Origin of the sequence: Variovorax sp. OV084, from assembly GCF_900111625.1 — a bacterium.
In the GTDB taxonomy this organism is placed as follows: domain Bacteria; phylum Pseudomonadota; class Gammaproteobacteria; order Burkholderiales; family Burkholderiaceae_C; genus Variovorax.
In genome coordinates this window covers 213,671-234,496 of sequence record NZ_FOII01000003.1, presented here as the reverse complement: position 1 = coordinate 234,496, position 20,826 = coordinate 213,671, and the positions used below count along the sequence as shown (strand labels likewise).

General features: G+C 64.2%; 23 protein-coding genes. 12 read left to right on the top strand and 11 right to left on the bottom strand.

The features are described 5' to 3' along the window. Nucleotides 1-3: 3 nt before the first annotated feature. From BMW87_RS11170 to BMW87_RS11140, 7 genes are read right to left on the bottom strand one after another with little or no spacing between them, the layout of a single operon-like run. Nucleotides 4-816, bottom strand: coding sequence for a transporter substrate-binding domain-containing protein (locus BMW87_RS11170; protein WP_093076302.1), 813 nt, complete (start codon nt 814-816; stop codon nt 4-6). A 32-nt stretch (nt 817-848) separates the two neighbouring features. Next, the gene (locus BMW87_RS11165) at nt 849-1,577 is read right to left on the bottom strand and encodes an amino acid ABC transporter ATP-binding protein (RefSeq protein ID WP_093076300.1); all 729 of its coding nucleotides are present in this window, start codon (nt 1,575-1,577) and stop codon (nt 849-851) included. Continuing rightward, nucleotides 1,561-2,217, bottom strand: a complete 657-nt coding sequence (locus BMW87_RS11160) for an amino acid ABC transporter permease (RefSeq protein WP_371127368.1) — start codon at nt 2,215-2,217, stop codon at nt 1,561-1,563. Before BMW87_RS11160 ends, BMW87_RS11165 begins: the two co-directional genes overlap by 17 nt. Before the next feature lie 22 nt (nt 2,218-2,239). After that, nucleotides 2,240-2,923, bottom strand: coding sequence for an amino acid ABC transporter permease (locus BMW87_RS11155; protein ID WP_093076299.1), 684 nt, complete (start codon nt 2,921-2,923; stop codon nt 2,240-2,242). A 49-nt stretch (nt 2,924-2,972) separates the two neighbouring features. Then, nucleotides 2,973-4,214: a UxaA family hydrolase gene (locus tag BMW87_RS11150; protein ID WP_093076297.1), complete on the bottom strand. Its 1,242-nt coding sequence runs from the start codon at nt 4,212-4,214 to the stop codon at nt 2,973-2,975. Between the two features lie 14 nt (nt 4,215-4,228). Beyond that, nucleotides 4,229-4,555 (bottom strand): UxaA family hydrolase, encoded by a 327-nt coding sequence (locus tag BMW87_RS11145; RefSeq protein WP_093076296.1) that lies wholly within the window; start codon nt 4,553-4,555, stop codon nt 4,229-4,231. Between the two features lie 7 nt (nt 4,556-4,562). Beyond that, nucleotides 4,563-5,222: an RraA family protein gene (locus BMW87_RS11140; RefSeq protein ID WP_093076294.1), complete on the bottom strand. Its 660-nt coding sequence runs from the start codon at nt 5,220-5,222 to the stop codon at nt 4,563-4,565. 229 nt (nt 5,223-5,451) lie between these two features. On the opposite strand from BMW87_RS11140, the gene BMW87_RS11135 reads away from it, so the two are divergent. Together BMW87_RS11135 and BMW87_RS11130 are read left to right on the top strand one after the other, a co-directional pair. After that, the gene (locus tag BMW87_RS11135) at nt 5,452-6,222 is read left to right on the top strand and encodes an SDR family oxidoreductase (protein ID WP_093055224.1); all 771 of its coding nucleotides are present in this window, start codon (nt 5,452-5,454) and stop codon (nt 6,220-6,222) included. 10 nt (nt 6,223-6,232) lie between these two features. Beyond that, nucleotides 6,233-7,075, top strand: coding sequence for an IclR family transcriptional regulator (locus BMW87_RS11130; RefSeq protein ID WP_093055225.1), 843 nt, complete (start codon nt 6,233-6,235; stop codon nt 7,073-7,075). A gap of 15 nt (nt 7,076-7,090) precedes the next feature. On the opposite strand, the gene yiaA is transcribed toward BMW87_RS11130, so the two are convergent. Next, on the bottom strand, nt 7,091-7,528 hold the full coding sequence (gene yiaA / locus BMW87_RS11125; RefSeq protein WP_093076293.1) for an inner membrane protein YiaA: 438 nt from the start codon (nt 7,526-7,528) through the stop codon (nt 7,091-7,093). 129 nt (nt 7,529-7,657) lie between these two features. On the opposite strand from yiaA, the gene BMW87_RS11120 reads away from it, so the two are divergent. Continuing rightward, nucleotides 7,658-8,386: a hypothetical protein gene (locus BMW87_RS11120; RefSeq protein ID WP_093076291.1), complete on the top strand. Its 729-nt coding sequence runs from the start codon at nt 7,658-7,660 to the stop codon at nt 8,384-8,386. Between the two features lie 17 nt (nt 8,387-8,403). Here the strand turns inward: BMW87_RS11120 and argC are convergent, their stop codons facing one another. Further along, nucleotides 8,404-9,327, bottom strand: a complete 924-nt coding sequence (gene argC, locus BMW87_RS11115) for an N-acetyl-gamma-glutamyl-phosphate reductase (protein ID WP_093055231.1) — start codon at nt 9,325-9,327, stop codon at nt 8,404-8,406. A 203-nt stretch (nt 9,328-9,530) separates the two neighbouring features. Between argC and sucC the strand changes: the two genes are divergently transcribed. The 9 genes from sucC to BMW87_RS11070 all read left to right on the top strand — a co-directional run bounded on the left by sucC (nt 9,531) and on the right by BMW87_RS11070 (nt 19,692). Beyond that, nucleotides 9,531-10,697, top strand: coding sequence for an ADP-forming succinate--CoA ligase subunit beta (gene sucC / locus BMW87_RS11110; protein WP_042577345.1), 1,167 nt, complete (start codon nt 9,531-9,533; stop codon nt 10,695-10,697). A 10-nt stretch (nt 10,698-10,707) separates the two neighbouring features. Further along, on the top strand, nt 10,708-11,601 hold the full coding sequence (gene sucD / locus BMW87_RS11105) for a succinate--CoA ligase subunit alpha (protein WP_007828710.1): 894 nt from the start codon (nt 10,708-10,710) through the stop codon (nt 11,599-11,601). Nucleotides 11,602-11,705: 104 nt separating this feature from the next. After that, nucleotides 11,706-12,389: a TerC family protein gene (locus BMW87_RS11100; protein ID WP_093055233.1), complete on the top strand. Its 684-nt coding sequence runs from the start codon at nt 11,706-11,708 to the stop codon at nt 12,387-12,389. Nucleotides 12,390-12,417: 28 nt separating this feature from the next. Then, complete coding sequence (locus BMW87_RS11095; protein WP_093055235.1) at nt 12,418-13,227, top strand: Stp1/IreP family PP2C-type Ser/Thr phosphatase; 810 nt, start codon at nt 12,418-12,420, stop codon at nt 13,225-13,227. A 66-nt stretch (nt 13,228-13,293) separates the two neighbouring features. Further along, nucleotides 13,294-13,947 carry an FHA domain-containing protein gene (locus BMW87_RS11090; RefSeq protein ID WP_093076290.1) on the top strand — a complete coding sequence of 218 codons (654 nt, stop codon included), beginning with the start codon at nt 13,294-13,296 and terminating at the stop codon, nt 13,945-13,947. 51 nt (nt 13,948-13,998) lie between these two features. Continuing rightward, nucleotides 13,999-16,254, top strand: a complete 2,256-nt coding sequence (locus BMW87_RS11085; protein WP_093076288.1) for a CHASE2 domain-containing protein — start codon at nt 13,999-14,001, stop codon at nt 16,252-16,254. Nucleotides 16,255-16,283: 29 nt separating this feature from the next. Next, nucleotides 16,284-17,087, top strand: a complete 804-nt coding sequence (locus BMW87_RS11080) for a 3',5'-cyclic-nucleotide phosphodiesterase (RefSeq protein ID WP_093076287.1) — start codon at nt 16,284-16,286, stop codon at nt 17,085-17,087. A 208-nt stretch (nt 17,088-17,295) separates the two neighbouring features. Beyond that, on the top strand, nt 17,296-17,826 hold the full coding sequence (locus BMW87_RS11075; RefSeq protein WP_093076285.1) for a pilin: 531 nt from the start codon (nt 17,296-17,298) through the stop codon (nt 17,824-17,826). A gap of 144 nt (nt 17,827-17,970) precedes the next feature. After that, nucleotides 17,971-19,692, top strand: coding sequence for a PglL family O-oligosaccharyltransferase (locus BMW87_RS11070; protein WP_093076283.1), 1,722 nt, complete (start codon nt 17,971-17,973; stop codon nt 19,690-19,692). Nucleotides 19,693-19,843: 151 nt separating this feature from the next. Here the strand turns inward: BMW87_RS11070 and BMW87_RS11065 are convergent, their stop codons facing one another. Together BMW87_RS11065 and BMW87_RS11060 are read right to left on the bottom strand one after the other, a co-directional pair. Further along, a complete protein-coding gene (locus tag BMW87_RS11065) occupies nt 19,844-20,401 on the bottom strand; it encodes a GspH/FimT family pseudopilin (RefSeq protein ID WP_093076641.1) in 558 nt (185 codons plus the stop codon). Beyond that, nucleotides 20,398-20,817 carry a type IV pilin protein gene (locus BMW87_RS11060; RefSeq protein WP_305727924.1) on the bottom strand — a complete coding sequence of 140 codons (420 nt, stop codon included), beginning with the start codon at nt 20,815-20,817 and terminating at the stop codon, nt 20,398-20,400. The genes BMW87_RS11065 and BMW87_RS11060 overlap by 4 nt, the downstream gene beginning before the upstream one ends. Nucleotides 20,818-20,826: the final 9 nt, after the last annotated feature.

The following is a 20,826-nucleotide window of genomic DNA, read 5'->3' as shown; positions in this document are numbered from 1 at the left end:
TGCTCAGGCTCCGTTGCGCATCACGTCCGCGGGCAGGTCGGCGCCGTGGAATTTCTTGTAGATGGTGTTGAGCTCGCCGCTCTTGAGCTGTGCCTTCACGAACTCGTCGAGCTTGGCCTTCAGGCGCGGCTCGTTCTTGCGCATGCCGATGGCCAGCATGTTGACCTTCATCGTGAACTTCGGCTCCATCTGCTTGGCAGGGTTCTTCTCGTTGATGGTCTTCAAGAGCGGCGGCGCGGTCGCGAAGATGTCGGCCTGTCCGCTCACCACGGCGGTGATGGAGGTGGCGTCGTCGTCGAAGCGCACGATCTGCGCGCCGGCCGGCAGGATCTTCGTCACTTCCTGGTCGTTGGTGGTGCCGCGCGTGGCAATCACTTTCTTGCCCGCCAGGTCGGCCGGGCCGGTGATGGTCATGCTCTTGGGCGCGCCCACCACGGCCAGGATGGCGGCATAGGGCACAGAGAAGTCGACGACCTTCTCGCGCTCCGGCGTGACCGACATGCTGGAGATCACGATGTCGGCCTTGTCGGTCTGCAGGAAGGGAATGCGGTTGGCGCCGGTGGTGGGCACGATCTCCAGCTCGAGGCCCAGGCTCCTGGCCAGCAGGCGCGCGGTCTCGACGTCGGAGCCGGTGGCGTTGAGCTTCTCGTCCTTCAGGCCATAGGGCGGCACTGCGAGGTCGATGGCCACGCGGATCTTCTTGGCGGCGGTGATTGTGTCGAGCTGGTCGGCATGCGCCGCACCTGCAAAGCCGAGGGCCAGCACGAACGCGGACAGCAGCGCGCCGCGGCGCTTGAACGAGAGGGAAGAAGTCATCGAAGGTCTCCTGGAGTTGTCTGAAAAGAAAATCAAAGCCCGGTGCCGATGAACTGGCGCAGCTCGGGCGTCTGCGGGTCGCTGAGGATGCCGGCGTCGCCTTCCTCCCACACCAGCCCCTGGTGCATGTAGATGACCTTGTCGGCCACGCCGCGCGCGAACGCCATCTCGTGCGTGACGAGGATCATGGTCATGCCCTCGGCAGCGAGCTTTTCCATCACCTTGAGCACTTCGCCGGTGAGCTGCGGGTCGAGCGCGGAGGTCACTTCGTCGAACAGCATCAGCTGCGGCTTCATCGCGAGCGAGCGCGCGATGGCCACGCGCTGCTGCTGGCCGCCCGAGAGCTGTTCGGGGTAGGCGTCGGCCTTCTCGGCCAGGCCCACGCGTTCGAGCACTTCCATGGCGATGGCGCCGGCTTCCGATGCGCTCATCTTCTTCACCGATTGCGGCGCAAGCGTGATGTTCTGCTTCACCGTGAGGTGCGGGAACAGGTTGTAGCTCTGGAACACGATGCCCACGTCCTTGCGCAGGTCGCGCAGGTTCAGTGCCGGGTCGTGCACCGCGTGGCCGCAGCACTGGATGGTGCCGCTGTCGATGGTCTCCAGCCGGTCGATGCAACGCAGCGCGGTGCTCTTGCCCGAGCCGCTCTGGCCGATGATGGCGACCACCTGCCCGCGCGTCACCGAGAACGACACGCCCTTCAGCACATGCAGCTTGCCGAAGTGCTTGTGGACGTCGTTGAGTTCAACCACGGGCTGCATTGAGCTTCCTTTCAAGGGCGCGACTCCATCGCGACAGCGGATAACAAAGAATGAAATACAGGACCACCGCGCACCCGAAATACAGGAAGGGCTGGAACGTCGAGTTGTTCAGCACCTTGGCGTTGTAGGAAAGCTCGGCATAGCCGACCACCAGCGACGCGATCGACGTGTTCTTGATGATCTGCACCAGGAAGCCCACTGTGGGCGGCGTCGCGATGCGCAGCGCCTGCGGCAGGATCACGCGGCGCATGCGCTCCCAGCGGGTGAGCGCCAGGCACTCGGCGGCTTCCCACTGGCTGCGCGGCACGGACTGGATGCAGCCGCGCCAGATCTCGCCCAGGAAGGCGCTCGCATAGATGGTGATGGCCAGCGCTGCCGCGACGATCGCCGGCACCGAGCCGATGCCCGCGATGTTGGGGCCGAAGAAGCACACACCCATGAGCACCAGCAGCGGCGTGCCCTGGATGACCTGGATGTAGCCCGCCGCAATGCGCCGCACCGCCTTCACCGGCGACACGCGCGCCAGCGCCACCGCCAGCCCGATGAGCCCGCCGCCCACAAACGCAAGCGCCGAGAGCTGTACCGTGCCCCACGCGCCCATCAACAAAAAGCCGAAGTGATCGATTGGCATGAAGGTCATGTCGAAACCTCTTTTGCCCGCTTCACAGCGGCGTGCCCAGCTTGCGCCGGCGCGGGAAGATCAGCATGCCCAGCAGCCAGAAGCCCAGGCGCATGGCGTACGACAGCGCCAGGTACACCACCCACAGCACGATGAAGATCTCGAAGTTGCGGAAGGTGTCCGACTGGATGCGGTTGGCCACGCCGAAGAGCTCTTCCGCGCCGATCGACGACATGATGCTGGAGGCCAGCATCAGCAGCACGAACTGGCTGGCGAGCGCCGGGTACACGCGCTCCACCGCGGGCCGCAGGATCACGTGCCAGAACACCTGCAGCTTCGACAGGCCCAGGCATTGCGCCGCCTCGAGCTGGCCCTTGTGGATCGACTCGATGCCCGCGCGGATGATCTCGCAGCTGTACGCGCCGATGTTCACCACCAGCGCCAGCACCGCGCCCACCATGATCGGCATCGTCACGCCGGCGCTGGAGAGGCCGAAGATGAGGAAGTAGCTCTGGATCAGCAGCGGCGTGTTGCGGATGGCCTCCACGTAGCCGCCCGTCAGGCGTCGCACCCAGCCGTGGCGGCTGTTGCGCCCCAGTGCGCAGACTGTGCCCAGCGCAAAGCCCAGCACCGTCGCGATGAAGGACAGCTGCACGGTGGTCCACGCGCCTTCGAGCAGCAGCGGCCACTGATCGAGCACGGGCATGAAGTCGAACTGGTAGTTCAATGCGTTGGGCTCCGGAAGTCCAATGGAAGAAAGCAGGGGAGGGTGCCGCTCACGCGGCGCGAGCAATGCTGGCGAGCGGCAGGCACGAAGGGCCGAGCGGTTCGAAGGCCTTGTAGGTCAGGATGAATTCGCGATGCCCCAGCGCCTCGGACTTGGTGGCCGCGCCGTCGGCAACGCTGCGCACCGCGTCGAAGATCTCCTGGCCCACCTCCTGCAGCGTGCCGCGCCCTTCGAGGATGCGGCCGGCATCGACGTCCATGTCCTCGCCGAGCTGGCGGTAGGTGTCGGGGTTGGCGCAGACCTTGATGACGGGCGACACGGCAGAGCCCACCACAGAGCCGCGGCCCGTGGTGAACAGGATGAGGTGCGCGCCGCAGGCGATGAGTTCGACGATCTCTGCGTTGTCGCTGATGTTCGGAAAGCCGAAGCGCGGCTCGCCGTCGGGCACCACGTCGAGCAGGTAGAGGCCGCCCTGCGGCGGCACGTCGCCCGGCTTCACGATGCCGTTGATGGGCGAGGCGCCGCTCTTCGCATATGCGCCCAGCGATTTTTCCTCGATGGTCGAGAGGCCGCCGTCGGCATTGCCCGGCGCGAAGCTGCCGTGGCCCATGGTGCTGTAGTAGCGCGCGGCCTTGTTCACGCATTCGACGATGGCCTCGCCGAGCTCCGGCGTGGCGGCGCGGCGCTGCATGTGGAATTCGCAGCCGATCAGCTCGCCGGTTTCCTCGAAGATGCAGCGCGCGTCCTGTTCGATCAGCAGGTCGAAGGCGCGGCCCACGGCCGGGTTGGCGGTGATGCCGCTGGTGCCGTCGGAGCCGCCGCAGATGGTGCCCACGATGAGCTCGCTCAGGTCCATGGGCACGCGCTGCTGCTGCGCGAGTTCGGCCAGCGCCCACTGCACCCACTGCGTGCCCTCGCGGATGGTGGTGCGCGTGCCGCCCTTCTGCTGGATGGTGAGCGTGTGCACCGGCCGGCCCGATGCGGCAACGGCCTCTTCGAGCCTGCGCTTGTTCATGCTCTCGCAGCCCAGCGAGATCAGCAGCGCCGCGCCCACGTTGGGGTGCGTGGCAATGGCTTGCATCATGCGTTCGGCGTACTCGTTCGGGTAGCAGCCGGGGAAGCCGACGAGATGCACTTCCGATTCACCGTCCTGCTGGCGGAAGTTGAGCGTGATCTCGCGCGCCACGTGATGCGCGCATTCGACCAGGTAGGCCACGACCACGACGTTGCGGATGCCCTTGCGGCCGTCGGCGCGCGGGAATCCGTTGATCTGGAAATTGGGAGCGTTCATGCGGGGAGGGCGTCTCAGGCGTGGCCGACGAAGGTCTTGCCCTCGTCCAGCGTGTAGGTGGGCGTGTAGTCGCTGTCGAGGTTGTGCGTGTGGATGTGCTCGCCGGCCTCTACGGCCAGGTGCAGGCTGCCGATGACGGCGCCGTACTTCAGCACCTTCTCGCCGGCCGCGATGGCATGGCGCGCGAGCTTGTGGCCCAGGCCGATTTCTTTCGGCAGGGTCACTGCGCCGTCTTCGAGCTGCACGGACGTGCCGGCGGCAAGGCGGGTGCAGGCGATCAGGCAGTTGTCGCCGGGCGAGAGCAGTACCAGCCGGGCGTCGATGGATTGCGGGTTCGACATCCGGCGCTCAGAACTTGCGGTACTTCAGGTAGGCCTCTTGCGGGTCGGTGCCCGCGAGGATGGCGGTGCGCACGAGGTTCTCGCGGCCCATCATGTGTTCGGCCTCGGTAACGATGGCTTCGGCCTGCGCGAGCGGCAGGCAGATCACGCCATCGGTGTCGGCCAGCAGCAGGTCGCCGGGGTTCACCGTGACATCGCCGATGCGCACCGGCACGTCCATCGCGTCTGGCAACCAGTAGCCGACGATGTCGCGCGGCGTGAAGTAGCGGTGCCATACCTGGAAGCCCTGTTGCAGGATGAATTCGGCGTCGCGCACGCCGCCATCGGCGATCACGCCCAGCACGCCCTTGCGGCCCAGCGTCTCGGCCGAGAGCTCGCCCATGTGCGACACCGTCGAGTTGTTCGGCTGGATCACGGCGATGTGGCCGGGCTTGGCACGCGAGAGAAAGCCGGTCCACGCCATCAGCGTCTCGTGCGGATCGGCCGTGGGGTCGACGCGGCCGTTCACCGTGAAGGCCGGCCCGCACATCTTCTGGCCGGCGATCAGCGGGCGCAGCGTGGGCGGCAGCGTGAAGTCGCGCAGGCCCGCGGCGCGCATCACGTCGTGGAGGATGCCCGTGTAGCAGGCTTGCAGTCGGGTGAGCAGCGAGGAGGGTGCTTGGGCCATGGGTGAATCTCGTTTTCTTAGGTAAAACTACTTTTCACAGATGAGGTTAGCAGCAGGCCTTCGAATGGAAGCTGGGGTTTGCGCCAATTCAAGGGTATTCACCAATGATCGAGAGCCCGATCCCGGGTTTTTGAGGGGATGCAAGGGCTCGCGGGTCGCGTATATTTGATTTCATCAGTAAAATTTATATTTCACATATGCGTCGGCACTCACTCAAAGGACATCGCCAATGACTTCTCGCGTTCAGGGAAAGAACATCCTCGTCACCGCTGCCGGCAAGGGCATCGGCCGCGCCAGCGCACTGGCGCTGGCGCGCGAAGGCGCCGCCGTATGGGCCACCGACGTGGACGAAGCCGCGCTGGCCGAACTCGCAGCGCTGGCCCGCGAAGAAGGCCTGTCGGGTCTGAAGACCGCCACGCTCAACGTGCGCGACAGCGCCGCGCTACAGGCCTTCGCGCAGACCGCGGGGCGGCTCGACGTGCTCTTCAACTGCGCCGGCTTCGTGCACAGCGGCAACATCCTGGCGTGCGAGGAAGCCGACTGGGACTTCAGCATGGACCTCAATGTGAAGTCGATGTATCGCACCATCCGCACCTTCCTGCCGGCGATGCTGGAGCGCGGCGGCTCGATCATCAACATGGCCTCGGCCGCGTCGAGCGTGAAGGGCGTGCCGAACCGCTTCGTCTATGGCGCCTCGAAGGCCGCGGTCATCGGGCTGACCAAGGCGGTGGCCGCCGACTTCATCCAGCAGGGCGTGCGCTGCAATGCCATCTGCCCGGGCACGGTCGAATCGCCCTCGCTGCGCGACCGCATCGCGGCCCAGGCCGAGCAGGCCGGCGCCGACGAAGCCGCGGTGCGCGCCGCCTTCGTGGCGCGCCAGCCGCTCGGGCGCGTCGGCAAGCCGGAAGAAATTGCTGCGCTGGTGGTGTACCTGGCTTCCGACGAATCGGCCTTCACCACCGGCGCGATCCATATGATCGACGGTGGATGGTCGAACTGAGCAGGGAACAATGAAGCAAGCACCAGCGCCGGAAGAACTACAGAGCCAGGAAGAGGCCGCGCCCGAAGGGGAGGGCGCGCTGCGCTATGCCGCGCCGGCGCTCGAGAAGGGGCTGGACATCCTGGAGGCGCTGGCCGACAGCGCCACCGGCTACACGCTGAACGAACTGGCGCAGAAGGTCGGGCGAAAGGTCAGCGAGATCTTCCGCATGGCGGTGACGCTGCAGCGGCGCGGCTATGTGCAGGTCGACGAGAACGACCGCTACACGCTCACGCTGCGCATGTTCGAACTGGCGCACCGCCAGCAACCGCTGAAAAGCCTGGTGAGTGCGGCGCTGCCGCTGCTGCGCGAGCTGGCCAACCGGGCGCGCCAGTCGTGCCACCTCACCATGTACCAGGGCGGGCGCGTGGTGGTCATCGCGCAGGTCGAGAGCCCCGAGCGCTGGTCGTTCGGGCTCAAGGTGGGGGTGGTGATGGGGCTGACGGATACGTCGTCAGGCCACGTGCTGCTGGCCTTCCGCGACGAGATCGACCGCGCCCGCATGCTGCGCGCCCACATCGGCGTGGAGGGCGAGCTCGACATGGACCCGGGCGAGCTCTTCGCCATCCTGCAGGAGGTGCGCGAGCGCGGCTACTCGGCCATGCCGAGCAAGCAGACGCGCGGCATCACCAACATCGCGTTCCCGGTGATGGGCGCAGCCGACCACGTGATCGCGTCGATCAACGTGCCCTACATCGAGCGGATTGACCAGAAGTCGGCGCCGGACGTGGTGCAGGTGCGCGGCATCGTCGGCAACATCTCCGCGCGCCTGTCGGCGCTGATGGGGGCCAGCGGCTACAACGACAACGAGTAGCGCCGGCTCGCTCGCTCAGTTGGCTTCGGGCGAGTCGTCGAGCGACGGCATCTCGCTCTTGTGCGCGGCGATGTCGCGCACGTTCTTCTGCACGGCCACAGCGCCGAACAGGCTCAACAGGAAGGCCATGGCGTAGAAGCCCTTTTCGCTCGCGGCCAGCGTGGCGTTGAAGAGGCCGACGGCCAGCAGCGCCACCGACAGCAGCAGCGAGATCCAGCACAGGCCGTAGTAAATGCCGGTGACGGCGGTGCCTTCGAGGCGGTCGCGCACGGTCTTCTGCAGCGAGACGGCGGCGAACAGGCCGTACATCAGGATGGTGAAGTAGTAGCCCTTCTCGTTGAGCTGCATGGAGGCGTTCCACAGCCCGATCAGGTAGACGATGGCGCCGATGAGTAGCGCGGCCCAGGATGCGGCGACGAATGCCGCAGTCGGTTTCTGGAATTTGACGGCCATGAAGTCCTCCTCGTGTGGTTGGTGCGCGATTATGGTGTGGGGCGCCGATGGCATGATCCGCGGCAGGCCGCCGGATTGCACGGCAAGCAGTCGAGCAGAGCGGCCGTCAATCAACGGAGGAGTTTTTCCATGTCATCCGACCCCGTCGGCCAGCCGTCTCTCGTTCGCACCGGCGCCAAGGCCGGCTTGTCTTTCGCCGGTTCCGTCATTAAGGGCGGCCTGCTTGGCGTCATCCTGGGCGGCGGCGTTTTCTTCTTCTATCTGAGCCAGTTGCAGGGGCCGGGCAATACGGCCGCGCGCGCCGGTGGAGCCGGCGCCATCGTCGCGCTCATCACCTCACCGCCGCTGCTGGTGGCGGTCCTGCTGCTGCTGTTCGTGGTCGTCTACGTGATGCTGGGCGTGCAGCAAGGGCGCGCGCGTGCGATGCAGCATCTGGTCGCGGCGCGTGGCGAGGCCGTGTCGCAGCGGCTCGGCGGCGCGATTGCCGGGCGCATCGAAGCGATGCCGCGAGCCCACGGCACTTTGCAACGCGTGGCCGACTGGCTGTCGGTCGATGCCTTGAGCAAGCAGCTCGCGCCGGTGCTGGGTGAAGGCAAGGCGGTGCGTTCGGTGGTGGGCTTCGTGCTCAACCGGCTGCCGCTGAGCGAGATGCTGGCCGAATGGCAGCAAAGTCGCGCGGAGCATGGCGAGCCGGTGGCAGGCGAGGGCGCTGTGCAAGACCCGGCGCTGCGCGCGCTACTCACGCGCCGCATCCACGAGACGCTGCAGGACATGGCGACGCCTTCGCGCAAGCCGCTGTACGTCGCGCTGGGCGTGCACGCGGCCCTGCTGGGCGTCGGGCTCTGGCTGGTGAACTGACTGAAGAGGCGTGGCGCTCAGAGCGCCAGCATCAGCTTCAGGTTCTGCACCGCGGCGCCGCTGGCGCCCTTGCCGAGGTTGTCGAGGCGGGCAATCACCACGGCGTGGCGATGGTCCTCGTTGGGGAACACGCGGATCTCGAGCTCGTTGGTGTCGTTGAGCGCCAGCGCTTCGAGCTTGCCGTCCTCGGTGGGCGGCAGCACCTTCACGAATTTCTCGGGTGTGTTGCTGCGCGCGTAGTGCGCGGCCAGCGCATCTTGCAGGTCGCCGGCCTTCGGCTTGCCGGGCAGCAGGTCGAGATGCAGCGGCAGCTGCACCAGCATGCCCTGCTTGAAATTGCCCACCGACGGAATGAAGACCGGCCGGCGGGTGAGGCCGGTGTAGGTCATGATTTCGGGAATGTGCTTGTGCTTCAGGCCCAGCGCGTAGATCTCGTACGGCGGCGCTTCGCCTTTTTCGTAGGCCTCGATCATGGTCCGGCCGCCGCCCGAATAGCCGCTCACGGAGGGCAGCGAAACGGGGAAGTCGACCGGCAGGATGCCCGCGTCGACCAGCGGGCGCACCATGGCGATGGCGCCGGTGGCGTAGCAGCCGGGGTTGCCGACGCGCTCGGCCTTGGCCACGGCCTGCCAGTGGCCTTCGGTGAGTTCGGGGAAGCCGAACACCCAGCCGGGAGCGATGCGGTGCGCCGTGGAGGCGTCGATGATCTTGGGCTTCTTGCCGGGCAACTGGTCGATCAGCGCGACCGATTCGCGCGCCGCGTCGTCGTGCAGGCACAGCACCACCAGGTCGACGCCGGCCATCAGTTCGCGCTTGGCGTTCACGTCTTTTCGCAGCTCGGGCGCGATGCTCACGAGTTCGATCTGCGGCATTGCCTGGAGCCGTTCGCGAATCTGCAGGCCGGTGGTGCCGGCTTCGCCGTCGATGAAAACCTTGGCCATGATGGAGGGTGCCCCGGGTAACTAGAAGAAAGTACGTATTGCCCGCAACCCCACGTACAGTATTGGTGCGGCGCACCATGATACAGTCCGCGGTTGTTCGCCGCCCCCGGCCGTCAGGCCGCCGTCGCCCGCGAGCAACAGAGCAGAAACACTCTCACCCAGATCTCCCGTTCTCAACCTCCTCCTTCCGAGAGACATCCCTCATGAAGATTCACGAGTACCAAGGCAAGGAAATCCTTGCCAAGTTCGGCGTGCCGGTGCCGCGCGGCATCCCGGCCTATACGGTTCAGGAGGCGGTGGAAGCCGCCCAGAAACTTGGAGGCCCGGTCTGGGTCGTCAAGGCCCAGATCCACGCGGGTGGCCGCGGCAAGGGCGGTGGCGTCAAGGTCGCCAAGTCCATCGAAGATGTCAAGAAGCTCGCCGGCGAAATCCTCGGCATGCAGCTCAAGACGCACCAGACCGGCCCCGAAGGCCAGAAGGTCCGCCGCCTCTACATCGAAGACGGCGCCGACATCAACAAGGAATACTACGTCTCGGCCGTGACCGACCGCGCCACCCAGAAGGTGGCCTTCATCGCTTCGAGCGAAGGCGGCATGGACATCGAGGAAGTGGCTCACTCCTCGCCCGAGAAGATCATCACGGTGTTCGCAGACCCCGAAAAGGGCCTGACCGACGAACAGGCCAAGCAGATCGCCGACGGCATCGGCATGCCGGCCGATTCGACCGCCCAGACGGTCGACATCCTCAAGAAGCTCTACACCTGCTACATGGAGACGGACGCCTCGCTGGTCGAGATCAACCCGCTCAACCGTGACAGCAAGGGCAACGTCATGGCGCTGGACGCCAAGTTCAACTTCGACAGCAACGCGCTGTTCCGCCACCCCGAAATCGTGGCCCTGCGCGACCTCGACGAAGAAGACGCAGCCGAAGTCGAAGCCTCCAAGTTCGACCTCGCCTACATCTCGCTGGACGGCAACATCGGCTGCCTGGTGAACGGTGCCGGCCTGGCCATGGCCACCATGGACACCATCAAGCTGTTCGGCGGCGAGCCGGCCAACTTCCTGGACGTGGGCGGCGGTGCCACCCCCGAGAAGGTCACGGAAGCCTTCAAGATCATGCTGAAGAACAAGAACGTCGAGGCCATCCTCGTCAACATCTTCGGCGGCATCATGAAGTGCGACACCATCGCCACCGGCGTGATCGCAGCCTGCAAGGCCGTGAACCTGCAAGTGCCGCTGGTCGTTCGCATGAAGGGCACCAACGAAGTCGAAGGCAAGAAGCTGCTGGCCGATTCGGGCCTGCCGATCATCAGCGCCGACACCATGGCGGAAGCGGCCCAGAAGGTCGTGGCAGCAGTCAAGAAGGCCTAAGGAACAAGTCATGTCGATCTACATCAACAAAGACACCAAAGTCATCACGCAAGGCATCACCGGCAAGACCGGCCAGTTCCACACCGAGAAGTGCCAGGAATACGCGAACGGCAAGAACGCCTTCGTGGCGGGCGTGAACCCGAAGAAGGCCGGCGAGTCGATCTTCAACATCCCGATCTTCGGTTCGGTGAAGGAAGCTGCCTCGCAAACCGGCGCCACGGTGTCGGTGATCTACGTGCCGCCGGCAGGCGCCGCGGCCGCCATCTGGGAAGCCGTCGAAGCCGACCTGGACCTGGCGATCTGCATCACCGAAGGCATCCCGGTTCGCGACATGCTCGAAGTGCGCAACAAGATGAAGGCCAAGGAAGCCGCCGGCGGCAAGAAGACCCTGCTGCTGGGCCCGAACTGCCCCGGCCTGATCACGCCCGACGAAATCAAGATCGGCATCATGCCCGGCCACATCCACCGCAAGGGCCGCATCGGCGTGGTCTCGCGCTCGGGCACGCTGACGTATGAAGCCGTGGCTCAACTGACCGAAATCGGCCTGGGCCAATCGTCGGCAGTCGGCATTGGCGGCGACCCGATCAACGGCCTGAAGCACATCGACGTGATGAAAGCCTTCAACGACGACCCGGACACCGACGCCGTCATCATGATCGGCGAAATCGGCGGCCCGGACGAGGCTGACGCAGCCCGCTGGTGCAAGGAACACATGAAGAAGCCGGTCGTCGGCTTCATCGCCGGTGTCACCGCCCCTCCCGGCAAGCGCATGGGCCACGCTGGCGCGCTGATCTCGGGCGGCGCCGACACGGCTGATGCCAAGCTTGCCATCATGGAAGAATGCGGCTTCACCGTGACGCGCAACTTCTCGGAACTGGCCAAGCTGCTCAAGGCGCAGCTCTAAAACGGAAAACGGCAGCAACATGCCGTAGGACCACGCAGAAACAAAGAAGCGCCCGCACTGGATTGCGGGCGCTTTTTTCAATAAAACACAGTGGGATCAGAGACATGGAAATTCTTCAAAGCACAGACTTCTGGTTAGGTCTGCTCAAGATCGTCTGGATCAACATCATCCTGTCGGGAGACAACGCGGTGGTGATTGCCATGGCGGCGCGTTCGTTGCCGCCCGCGCAGCAGAAAAAGGCCGTGCTCTTCGGCTCCGGCGCGGCCGTGGTGCTGCGTATCGTGCTCACGGTGGTGGCGGCCAAGCTGCTCGCCCTGCCTTATCTGCAGATCATCGGCGGCCTGCTGCTGCTGTGGATCGGCCTGCAGCTGCTGAGCGAGGACGACGAGGGCGAGGGCGAATCCAAGGAATACGGCAGCATGATGGCGGCCGTGCGCACCATCCTGCTGGCTGACCTGGTGATGAGCCTGGACAACGTGATTGCCGTCGCGGCCGCCGCGCAGGGCAGCATGGTCCTGCTGGTTCTCGGCTTGGCGATCAGCATTCCCTTGGTGATTTTCGGCAGCACGCTCATGATCAAGCTCATGGAACGTTTCCCGATCATCGTCATGCTGGGCGCCGCGCTGATCGGCTGGGTCGGCGGCGAAACCATCGTGCAAGACGCGGTGCTGCGCGACACGCTGGCGGCCAACCCCTGGTTGCACTACGCGGCTGCCGCTGCTGGTGCGTTGCTCGTCGTGGCCGGTGGCCGCTTGCTGCAACGGCGCGCACGCGCCGCTGCGCACTGAGTTTTCGAGAAGTCGGCACTGACAAACCATGGCGAGTGTCGGCGTTTCCCTGTTCTCCACGCGCCCTCCGCTGACCTGGGAATTCGCCGCCCTGACTGACGTCGGGCGGACGCGGGCCCATAACGAGGACGCCGTGCACGTGGACTCCGCCCTGGGATTGGCCTTGCTGGCCGACGGCATGGGCGGCTACAAGGGCGGCGAAGTGGCGAGCGCGATGGCTGTCTCGCTGATGCACGCCAGCTTCGGCCGGTGGTTCGCCCAGGCCGGGATGCAGGCGCCGACGCGCGTGATCCGGCGGGCGCTGCAGGCGGCCACGGACGAGGCCAACAGCTCGATCCTGCACGCCGGCATGACCAACCACGAACTGCAGGGCATGGGAACGACGCTGGTGCTCGCGGCGTTCCGGCCGCAGCGCGTGCTGGTCGGCCACATCGGCGATTCGCGGTGCTACCGGGTGCGCAACAACAAGCTGGAGCTGCTCACCCGCGACCACTCGCTGCGCCAGCAGCAGCTCGACGCTGGCGCCATCACCGCCGAGGAAGCCCTGAATTCGCCCACCCGCAACCTCGTGACGCGCGCCGTGGGCGTGGAGGCCCAAGTCTTGCTGGAAATGCACGAACACAGCGCAAGACCGGGCGATCTCTATATGCTTTGCTCCGACGGGCTCAGCGAGATGGTTTCGGATGAGCAGCTTTTCACGCTTCTAGGACACGATGTCGGGCTTCAGAAAAAAGCATCACTTTTGGTTTCAATTGCCAATGACAATGGTGGACGGGACAACATATCGGTTGTCCTTGCCAGCGCGAGCGTTGCAGAAGCGCCTCGCACGGCCAAGTAGCAGGCCCTGGCGGCAATCCGCCAATGTGCTTGCCGTCATTCAAGCTCTGGATTCGGGGAGTCGGCAATGCCGAAGATGATCATCTCGGTCGATGGCGTTGTCATCGGGCAAGTGGCGCTTGCCAAGGAACGCACGACGCTGGGACGCCGTGCCTACAACGACATCGTGATCGACAATCTGGCGGTCAGCGGCGAGCATGCCGTGCTGCACATGAGCGGTGGCGAAGTCGAAATTGAAGATCTCAACAGCACCAACGGCACCTACGTCAATGCGCTCGCCATCCAGAGGCAGGCGCTCAAGGACAACGATGTCATCGAGGTCGGGGGTTGCCGCATCCATTTCCGCGCGCGCAGCAATCTGCCCATCGGCACCGGCGCGGTTCGCTCCCCGTCGGCCGAGTACCCCTCGGGGTCCATGCCTTTGTCGTCGGCGCCAACGGAATCCGGTGCCCTGGTCGAGCTCGGCATTCCGGTGCTGCGCGTGCTCTCCGGTGCCAACGAGGGGCAGGACGTGGCCCTGCAGAAGGTCGTCACCACCATCGGCAAGCCCGGTGTTGCGGTGGCCGTGGTTACGCGCCGCCGACAGGGCTACGTGGCTGCGGGCGTCGAAGGCAACGTCACGCTCAACGGCCTGCAGCTCGGCGCCGAGGCGGTTGCGCTGCAGGAGCGCGACGTGCTCGAGCTGGGTGGCGCCACGCGCATGCAGTTCGTGCGCATCTGAGCCGCCTTCTCCTTCGGCCTACCGCGGTAACGTCCGCACGGGCGCTGTGCCGTGAGGGGACTGCGGCGGCACTGGCCGCGCATCGCCATCACCTTGCTGCCCGTGCTGCTGGCGCTGGCGCACGCCACCGGCGCCTGGCCGCTGACCGCGATCGAGCGCCTTGACCGGCTGATCTACGACATCCGCCTGCGCGCCACCATGCCGGGCACGCCCGATGCGCGGGTCGTGATCGTCGACGTCGACGACGCCAGCCTGGCGCGCCAGGGCCAATGGCCCTGGGCACGCGACAAGATCGCCCGCCTCACCACGGAGCTGATGACCCGCCAGCAGGCGGCCGTGCTCGGCTTCGACGTCATGTTTCTCGAGCCAGACCGCAGCTCGGGCCTCGACAGGCTGCGAGAGATGGCGAGCGGGCCGTTGAGCAACGTGCCGGGTCTGGCCGCCGAGGTCGAGCGACTGGCGCCTGGCCTCGACCATGACGCCACCTTCGCCGCGGCGCTGAGCGGCCGGCGCGTGGCACTGGGCTACTACTTCACGCGGACCGAGGCGCCGAGTGCCAAGGGACAGCTGCCTGCTGCCCCCTTGCTGCCAGCCGGGGCCTTCCCCTCGGGCGGGATCTACGCAACGACCTGGAACGGCTTCGGCGCCAGCCTGCCGGCACTGGCGCAGGCCGCGCCAATGGCGGGTTTCCTGAATACGCTGGTCGGTGCCAACGGCGACGGCGTCATTCGCAGCGTGCCGCTCATCGCCCGCTACGAAGGCGACAAGGCGCAGCCGGGTTACTACGAGTCGCTGGGGCTCGCCGTCTACCGCCTCGCGAACGGATCGCCGCCCGTGCAGCCGGCCTTTGCGCCCGGAGGAGGCGCCGCGCCGCAGCTCGAATCGCTGAGAGTGGGCCGCCTGCGAATTCCGGTCGACGGCACGGGCAGCATGCAAGTGCCGTTTCGCGGCCCAGGCGGCGCGGACGGCGGATCGTTCCGCTATGTGCCCGCCGCCGACGTGCTCGAAGGCCGGCTGGGGCCGGGCGAGCTGAAGGACAAGATCGTGCTCCTGGGCGCCACGGCCCCGGGGCTGCAGGATCTGCGTGCCACACCCGTCGAGGCTGCGTTTCCGGGGGTGGAGGTGCATGCCAACGTCGTCTCCGCCCTGCTCGACCATCGGCTGCTCAGCGTGCCCGACTACGCGGTGGGCTATGAGGTGCTGCTTGTCGCCGTGACGGGGCTTGTGCTGGCCTTCGGGCTGTCTTTGCTGTCGGCATCGCGCGCCCTGCTGCTGGCCGCGGGGACGATCGCCGCGCTGATCGGTCTCAACACCTGGTTGTACGTGAGCCACAGCCTCGTGCTGCCCCTGGCGTCGGCGCTGGCGATGACGGCGCTGGCCTTCGTATTCAACATGAGCTGGGGCTACTTCGTCGAATCGCGCGCGCGGCGCGGCTTGGTGCGGCTCTTCGGCACCTACGTGCCGCCACAGCTCGTCAACGAAATGATGGAGCACCCCGGCCGTTACAGCATGCGCGCCGAGAGCAAGCCCATGACCGTGATGTTCTGCGACATGCGCGACTTCACCCGCCTGTCGGAGCAGATGGCACCGGCCGAGCTGCAGGCCTTTCTCAACACCGTCTTCAGCCGGCTGACCAACGTGATCAGCGCGCACCGCGGCACCATCGACAAATACATGGGCGACTGCGTCATGGCCTTCTGGGGCGCCCCCATCGACACGCCCGACCACGCCACGCTCGCCGTGCGGGCCGCGCTCGACATGGCCGATGCCGTGCACGACATCAACCGCATTCACCGCGCCAGCGGCCGGCCCGAGATCAGCGTGGGCATCGGCATCAACAGCGGCCTGATGAGCGTGGGCGACATGGGCTCCACCGCGCGCCGCAGCTATACCGTGGTCGGCGACGCGGTCAACCTCGCATCCCGCCTCGAGGGCCTGAGCGCACACTACGGCGTGCAAGTCGTGGCCAGCGGCGCGACATGCGAGCTGGCGCCCGACTACGTCTGGCAGGAGCTCGACAGCGTGCGCGTCAAGGGAAAGGCGCAAGCCGTTGCCGTTTTTACGCCCCTGGCCGTGCGCACGCCCGAGGCGGTGGCGCAGACCCGGCAACTGCTCGGCCGCTGGAGCGAAGTGCTCGCGGCCTACCGACGGCAGGACTGGGCAATGGGCCGAAACTTGCTGGCCCCCCTGCTCGCCGCGGATGCCAAAAAAGTCCTTTACCAGCTCTACGCCCAGCGTTTAGCCTCGATGGCGTTGCGACCGCAAGACCCTGATTGGGATGGCGCGACCCGGTTCGAAACCAAATGACGACAGACACACACAAGGGGTCTTTCACAATGCAGGTTCGTGTGCTGGGTTGTTCGGGCGCCATCGCCAAAGACTGCCGCACCACCTCTTTCCTGGTCGACACGGACCTGCTCGTCGATGCGGGCACGGGCGTCGGAGACCTCACGCTCGAAGAAATGGTCCGCATCGACGATGTCGTGCTCACCCACAGCCACCTCGACCACATCGCCGCACTTCCCTTGATGCTCGACGCCGTGGGCAGCCGCCGCAAGCGGCCGCTGCGCGTGCATGCGCTGAGGGCCACCATCGACGCGCTGCGGGCGCATGTGTTCAACAACGTCATCTGGCCGGATTTCGAGAGCATTCCCAGCATCGAGGCGCCGTTCGTGAGCTTTCACGTCATTGCCGTCGGGCAAATGCTGCCGCTGGGCAGCCGCGAGCCCAAGCTGGTCGAGGTGCTGCCCGCGGTTCATACCGTGCCGGCCTGCGGCTTTGCCGTGAGACGGGCCGAAGGCGGTGCCCATTGGGTGTTCAGCGGAGATACGGAGCGCAACGCGCCCTTCTGGGAACGGGTGAATGCGCTCGACGTGGCGATGCTGGTGATCGAAACGGCCTTCAGCAGCCGCGAGCAGGCGCTGGCCGAGCGCAGCCTGCACCTGTCGCCCGCGGTGCTGGCCGACGAGCTGGCGCATATCGGGCCGGGGAAGCAGTACCCGATCTACATCACCCACACCAAGCCCACCGAAACCGACGAAATCATGAGTCAGATCGAGGCGCTGATGGACGAGCAGGTAGCGGGGTTGGCGCAGCGGGATATACGCTGGCTGAAGGCGGATGAGATCCTGACTTGCTGATGGCGAGTGATGCGTTGGCATGACAAATTTGTCACCAAGCGTGGCGTCTTTAAGCAACTTGTGTCACACGTCGTAACGACAATGTGATCAAAGTTGACGTGTTCGGTCAGCAGGAGGCTCTGGGGGCGGGTGGCACAGATGCTGCGGAAGGTACCTCGCTCCGGGCAGGTTCCCGGGCGTAACAACCAACCAACCTGGAGTTAGTTAAATGAACCGTCGTACTCTCGCCCGCCGCGCACAGGCCGGCTTTACCCTTATCGAATTGATGATCGTTGTGGCGATCATTGGTATTTTGGCTGCTATTGCGATTCCGCAATATCAAACTTACATTGCTAAGTCACAAGTTACTCGCGTGATGGGCGAGGCTGGAGCCCTTAAGACGGCTGTCGAAACGTGCATGCTGGAAGGCCGTACGGGTTCAGTTTCTTCCAACATCCCCACGGGCACTGCCCAAGCTGCTGACGAATGCAATCTGCAAGCTACTGCATCGTCGATTCAAGATGGCGCGAAACAAGGCAGCGGCGTGGCTGCAGCGACCGGCACTGGCTATCCGCAAGCGACTCTTTCGACCACCGCACCTGTGACCATTATTGCAACGTTCGGCAACGGTGCTGCTGCTGCTCTCAAGACGGCTGGCACCAACACGTTGACCTGGACGAGGAGCATCGAAGGCACTTGGAAGTGCACCGCCACTGTTGATGCAAAGTATCGTGCAGCTGCTTGCGCCGACGCTACCTAAAAACTGTCGACTCGCATGAATAAAGGCTCCGCTTTGGCGGAGCCTTTTTGCTTTCAATATTGATAGTTGTAGCTGGTGGACTTGCTCTCGCTACGGCTATCAGACGAGAGTAAGACTAGAGGCGGCACAGGCAAAATGACTTGAATGAAGTTTTTTGCAAAGGCCACTGGCCCTGCCAGGCGGGACTTCCAGGCAGCCGCCTGCAGTGCATTGATCGCGCTGCCGTTCCTCTTTCCGATATCTGCAGGCCCATCGGTCAACGCATGGCAACAGTTCGCGTCCTGGCTCTGTATCGCGCTACTTTCCGTCTTGCTGGTCAGACCAGGAGGAGCTGCACCACAACAACTGCTCATGAGCTGGCTTGCGGTGGCCGCTCTCGTGATTGCTCTTTTCCATAGTCACCAGCTTGGTGTCGGCTCTTGGCTATCGGCTGTCATTGCAATCACCGCGACCGGAATGGTTGCTTGCTTTGGTGCCAGGCTTTCGAGCAGCAGTGCTCGCATGCATGACGCTTTAGCCCTCGGTTTGCTATGCGCAGGACTGATCAGCGCAGTGCTTGGGTTGCTTCAGTACTACGGGCTGGCAGCGATCCTTGTGCCGTGGACCAATGCACCTGACCTGGGTCAAGCATTCGGCAATCTACGTCAGCGCAATCAGTTCGCAAGCCTGATCAGCATGGCCCTTGTTGCCGCGCTGTGGTTCTACCCTAGAGAGGGCAAGGGCGCAGCATATGGACGCTCCATGTGGTTGGGCGCCGTAGTCTTGTTGGTGGCAGCGGCCGCAGCGTCAACTTCACGAACTGGCTTGCTTCAGTTTCTATTGATCATAAGCGTCACGGCATTCATGGCAAAGCGTGAACGGCGGAGGAAAGATCGAGCCGCCGTTCGCCTTCCCACCCCGTTCTTGCTTTTATCCCTGGTCCCGCTGTACTTTGCGATTGCTTGGGCATTGCCACAACTCGCAGGAGGCGGCGTCGACAGCATGGTGCAGCGCTTGAGTGAGGGCGCGCCGGTAGGGCACAGCCGATGGATTCTCTGGCAAAACGTTATGAGCTTGATCGCAGAACGTCCCTGGAGCGGTTGGGGTTGGGGAGAACTGAGTTTTGCCCACTACAGCCACAGCGCACTCTATGTCGGGCCGCGTTTCGTCGAGATCCTCGACAACGCGCACAACTTGCCATTGCATCTTGCGGTGGAGCTTGGCATTCCCGCCGCAGTCTTGATCTGCGGCGGTTTTCTTTGGCTGGTGATCAGTGCTCGACCTTGGAGTGAGCGTGACCCGCTCCGCCTTATGGCGTGGGGACTGCTCTGCATCATCGTATTGCACAGCCTGCTGGAGTATCCGCTGTGGTACGGCCCTTTCCAACTGGTCTTCGGGCTCTGCGTCGGCATCCTGTGGGCACCTTCGCTGCAGCAGGTCGGTTCTGGCAGGGAATGGTGGCTTTCTCGATCCATCACATGGCCCGTGATCGCGGCCGCAGCGTTGCTTGCCGTAGTCGGCTACGCGAGCTGGGATTACGTCCGCATCAGCCAGATCTATATGCCTCGCGACGAACGACTGCCCGGTTACGAAGACGACACCTTGGCGAAGGCGCGAAGCTCATGGCTGTTCGCAAACCAGGCGGGCTTTGCTGAACTCACTCTGACGCCCGTCACGTCAGCGAATGCTGCGGGGATCTATGCACTCGCCAAGCACGTCTTGCATTTTTCTCCCGAACCACGAGTGATCGTCAAGCTGATCGAAAGTGCAGAACTGCTGGGCCTTCATGAAGAAGCTCGTACCGAGGCGGAGCGATTCCGCATCGCGTTTCCGCTCGAGTACGAACTGTGGGCGGTGGGCAAGCCGCTCGATTCGTCGCTGCCCTGATCCCCCAATTGCATGGGCGTCACCGCATCACGAGTTCACGCCACGACATGTGCCAAGTCCTTGAATATGAGGCTTGGCCTCAAGGGCCATCAACGAACTGAACAGCGATCTCAGTGGCTGCCTATCTCGCACTCAACGAGGTCAAGAGGCATCAGCCGGTTGAGTTGCAATCACCGGAGCCGCAGTCTCCGGTCTTGTCCGGATCACAACTTCGAGGGCGTCCCGACGCGGAAATGATGACGGACATTCTGCGTTTGGTGTCGGCTTTGAACGTCAGGCAGCCATTGCCACCAAACTTTCCTGTAGTTGCGTCGCGAGCAAAGCCGTTGGGATCGTAAGTGACGGCGTTCGAGAAACCGTCCCCCAAGGATGTATCGCGCACGACACTGGGGTCCAGTTTTTCGTAGGTCCGCAGCGTTGTAGTTGTTGATCCAGAAGTCGTACTGATGGCCCAACCCTTGTTCCAATCGCTCGTAACGGGCGTGACCTTGACCGTCTGGGATTGCTTGATGGCCTCCATCCGCGCGATATTCAGGGTTGAAACCAAATCGCTGGCGGTTGCTGCCAAACGTTGATTGATCAGAATGTCTCTTAGGCTCGGGATGGCAACTGCGGCAAGTACTCCTACGATGACTATCACCGTCATCAATTCGACTATGGTGAAGCCTGATTGAGGGCCGCGACGTAAGCTGAGGCTCGGCGTTCTCATTTCCAGCACCTGGTGGAGTCGGTCCCTGTGCAAGTCTTGTTTCCCGCGCTATCAAGTTTGATATTGCCGACTTGAGGATCACTGAAATTGCTGTTGAGCGTGGCTGTCAACGCGACGCAACTCTTGATGTCACTCATGCCTGTGCAATTTCCGGTCGACATCGTGTACTTGCTCCCTGTCACCGTCTCTCCAGAATAGGATTTAAATACGGAGTGGTACTGATTCATCTGCGTGAAATACCGCTCTTGTTGCTGCATTTCGGCCAAAAGGGCTGCCCGTCCCTCAGCGCGCCAAGCATTGCGCACGTAGCTCATGTAAGACGGATATGCAATTGCGGCGAGCAAACCGACAATAGCCACCACGATCAATATTTCGATCAAAGTGAAACCCCTGTCACGTCGGATTTGAGGGCACATAGGCAATAT

Excerpts from the sequence above, each read along its gene's own strand:
- BMW87_RS11170 (WP_093076302.1), bottom strand. The coding sequence starts at position 816 with ATGACTTCTTCCCTCTCGTTCAAGCGCCGCGGCGCGCTGCTGTCCGCG.
- BMW87_RS11165 (WP_093076300.1), bottom strand. The coding sequence starts at position 1,577 with ATGCAGCCCGTGGTTGAACTCAACGACGTCCACAAGCACTTCGGCAAG.
- BMW87_RS11160 (WP_371127368.1), bottom strand. The coding sequence starts at position 2,217 with ATGACCTTCATGCCAATCGATCACTTCGGCTTTTTGTTGATGGGCGCG.
- BMW87_RS11150 (WP_093076297.1), bottom strand. The coding sequence starts at position 4,214 with ATGAACGCTCCCAATTTCCAGATCAACGGATTCCCGCGCGCCGACGGC.
- BMW87_RS11145 (WP_093076296.1), bottom strand. The coding sequence starts at position 4,555 with ATGTCGAACCCGCAATCCATCGACGCCCGGCTGGTACTGCTCTCGCCC.
- BMW87_RS11140 (WP_093076294.1), bottom strand. The coding sequence starts at position 5,222 with ATGGCCCAAGCACCCTCCTCGCTGCTCACCCGACTGCAAGCCTGCTAC.
- BMW87_RS11135 (WP_093055224.1), top strand. The coding sequence starts at position 5,452 with ATGACTTCTCGCGTTCAGGGAAAGAACATCCTCGTCACCGCTGCCGGC.
- BMW87_RS11130 (WP_093055225.1), top strand. The coding sequence starts at position 6,233 with ATGAAGCAAGCACCAGCGCCGGAAGAACTACAGAGCCAGGAAGAGGCC.
- yiaA (WP_093076293.1), bottom strand. The coding sequence starts at position 7,528 with ATGGCCGTCAAATTCCAGAAACCGACTGCGGCATTCGTCGCCGCATCC.
- BMW87_RS11120 (WP_093076291.1), top strand. The coding sequence starts at position 7,658 with ATGTCATCCGACCCCGTCGGCCAGCCGTCTCTCGTTCGCACCGGCGCC.
- argC (WP_093055231.1), bottom strand. The coding sequence starts at position 9,327 with ATGGCCAAGGTTTTCATCGACGGCGAAGCCGGCACCACCGGCCTGCAG.
- sucC (WP_042577345.1), top strand. The coding sequence starts at position 9,531 with ATGAAGATTCACGAGTACCAAGGCAAGGAAATCCTTGCCAAGTTCGGC.
- sucD (WP_007828710.1), top strand. The coding sequence starts at position 10,708 with ATGTCGATCTACATCAACAAAGACACCAAAGTCATCACGCAAGGCATC.
- BMW87_RS11100 (WP_093055233.1), top strand. The coding sequence starts at position 11,706 with ATGGAAATTCTTCAAAGCACAGACTTCTGGTTAGGTCTGCTCAAGATC.
- BMW87_RS11095 (WP_093055235.1), top strand. The coding sequence starts at position 12,418 with ATGGCGAGTGTCGGCGTTTCCCTGTTCTCCACGCGCCCTCCGCTGACC.
- BMW87_RS11090 (WP_093076290.1), top strand. The coding sequence starts at position 13,294 with ATGCCGAAGATGATCATCTCGGTCGATGGCGTTGTCATCGGGCAAGTG.
- BMW87_RS11080 (WP_093076287.1), top strand. The coding sequence starts at position 16,284 with ATGCAGGTTCGTGTGCTGGGTTGTTCGGGCGCCATCGCCAAAGACTGC.
- BMW87_RS11075 (WP_093076285.1), top strand. The coding sequence starts at position 17,296 with ATGAACCGTCGTACTCTCGCCCGCCGCGCACAGGCCGGCTTTACCCTT.
- BMW87_RS11070 (WP_093076283.1), top strand. The coding sequence starts at position 17,971 with ATGAAGTTTTTTGCAAAGGCCACTGGCCCTGCCAGGCGGGACTTCCAG.
- BMW87_RS11065 (WP_093076641.1), bottom strand. The coding sequence starts at position 20,401 with ATGAGAACGCCGAGCCTCAGCTTACGTCGCGGCCCTCAATCAGGCTTC.
- BMW87_RS11060 (WP_305727924.1), bottom strand. The coding sequence starts at position 20,817 with ATGTGCCCTCAAATCCGACGTGACAGGGGTTTCACTTTGATCGAAATA.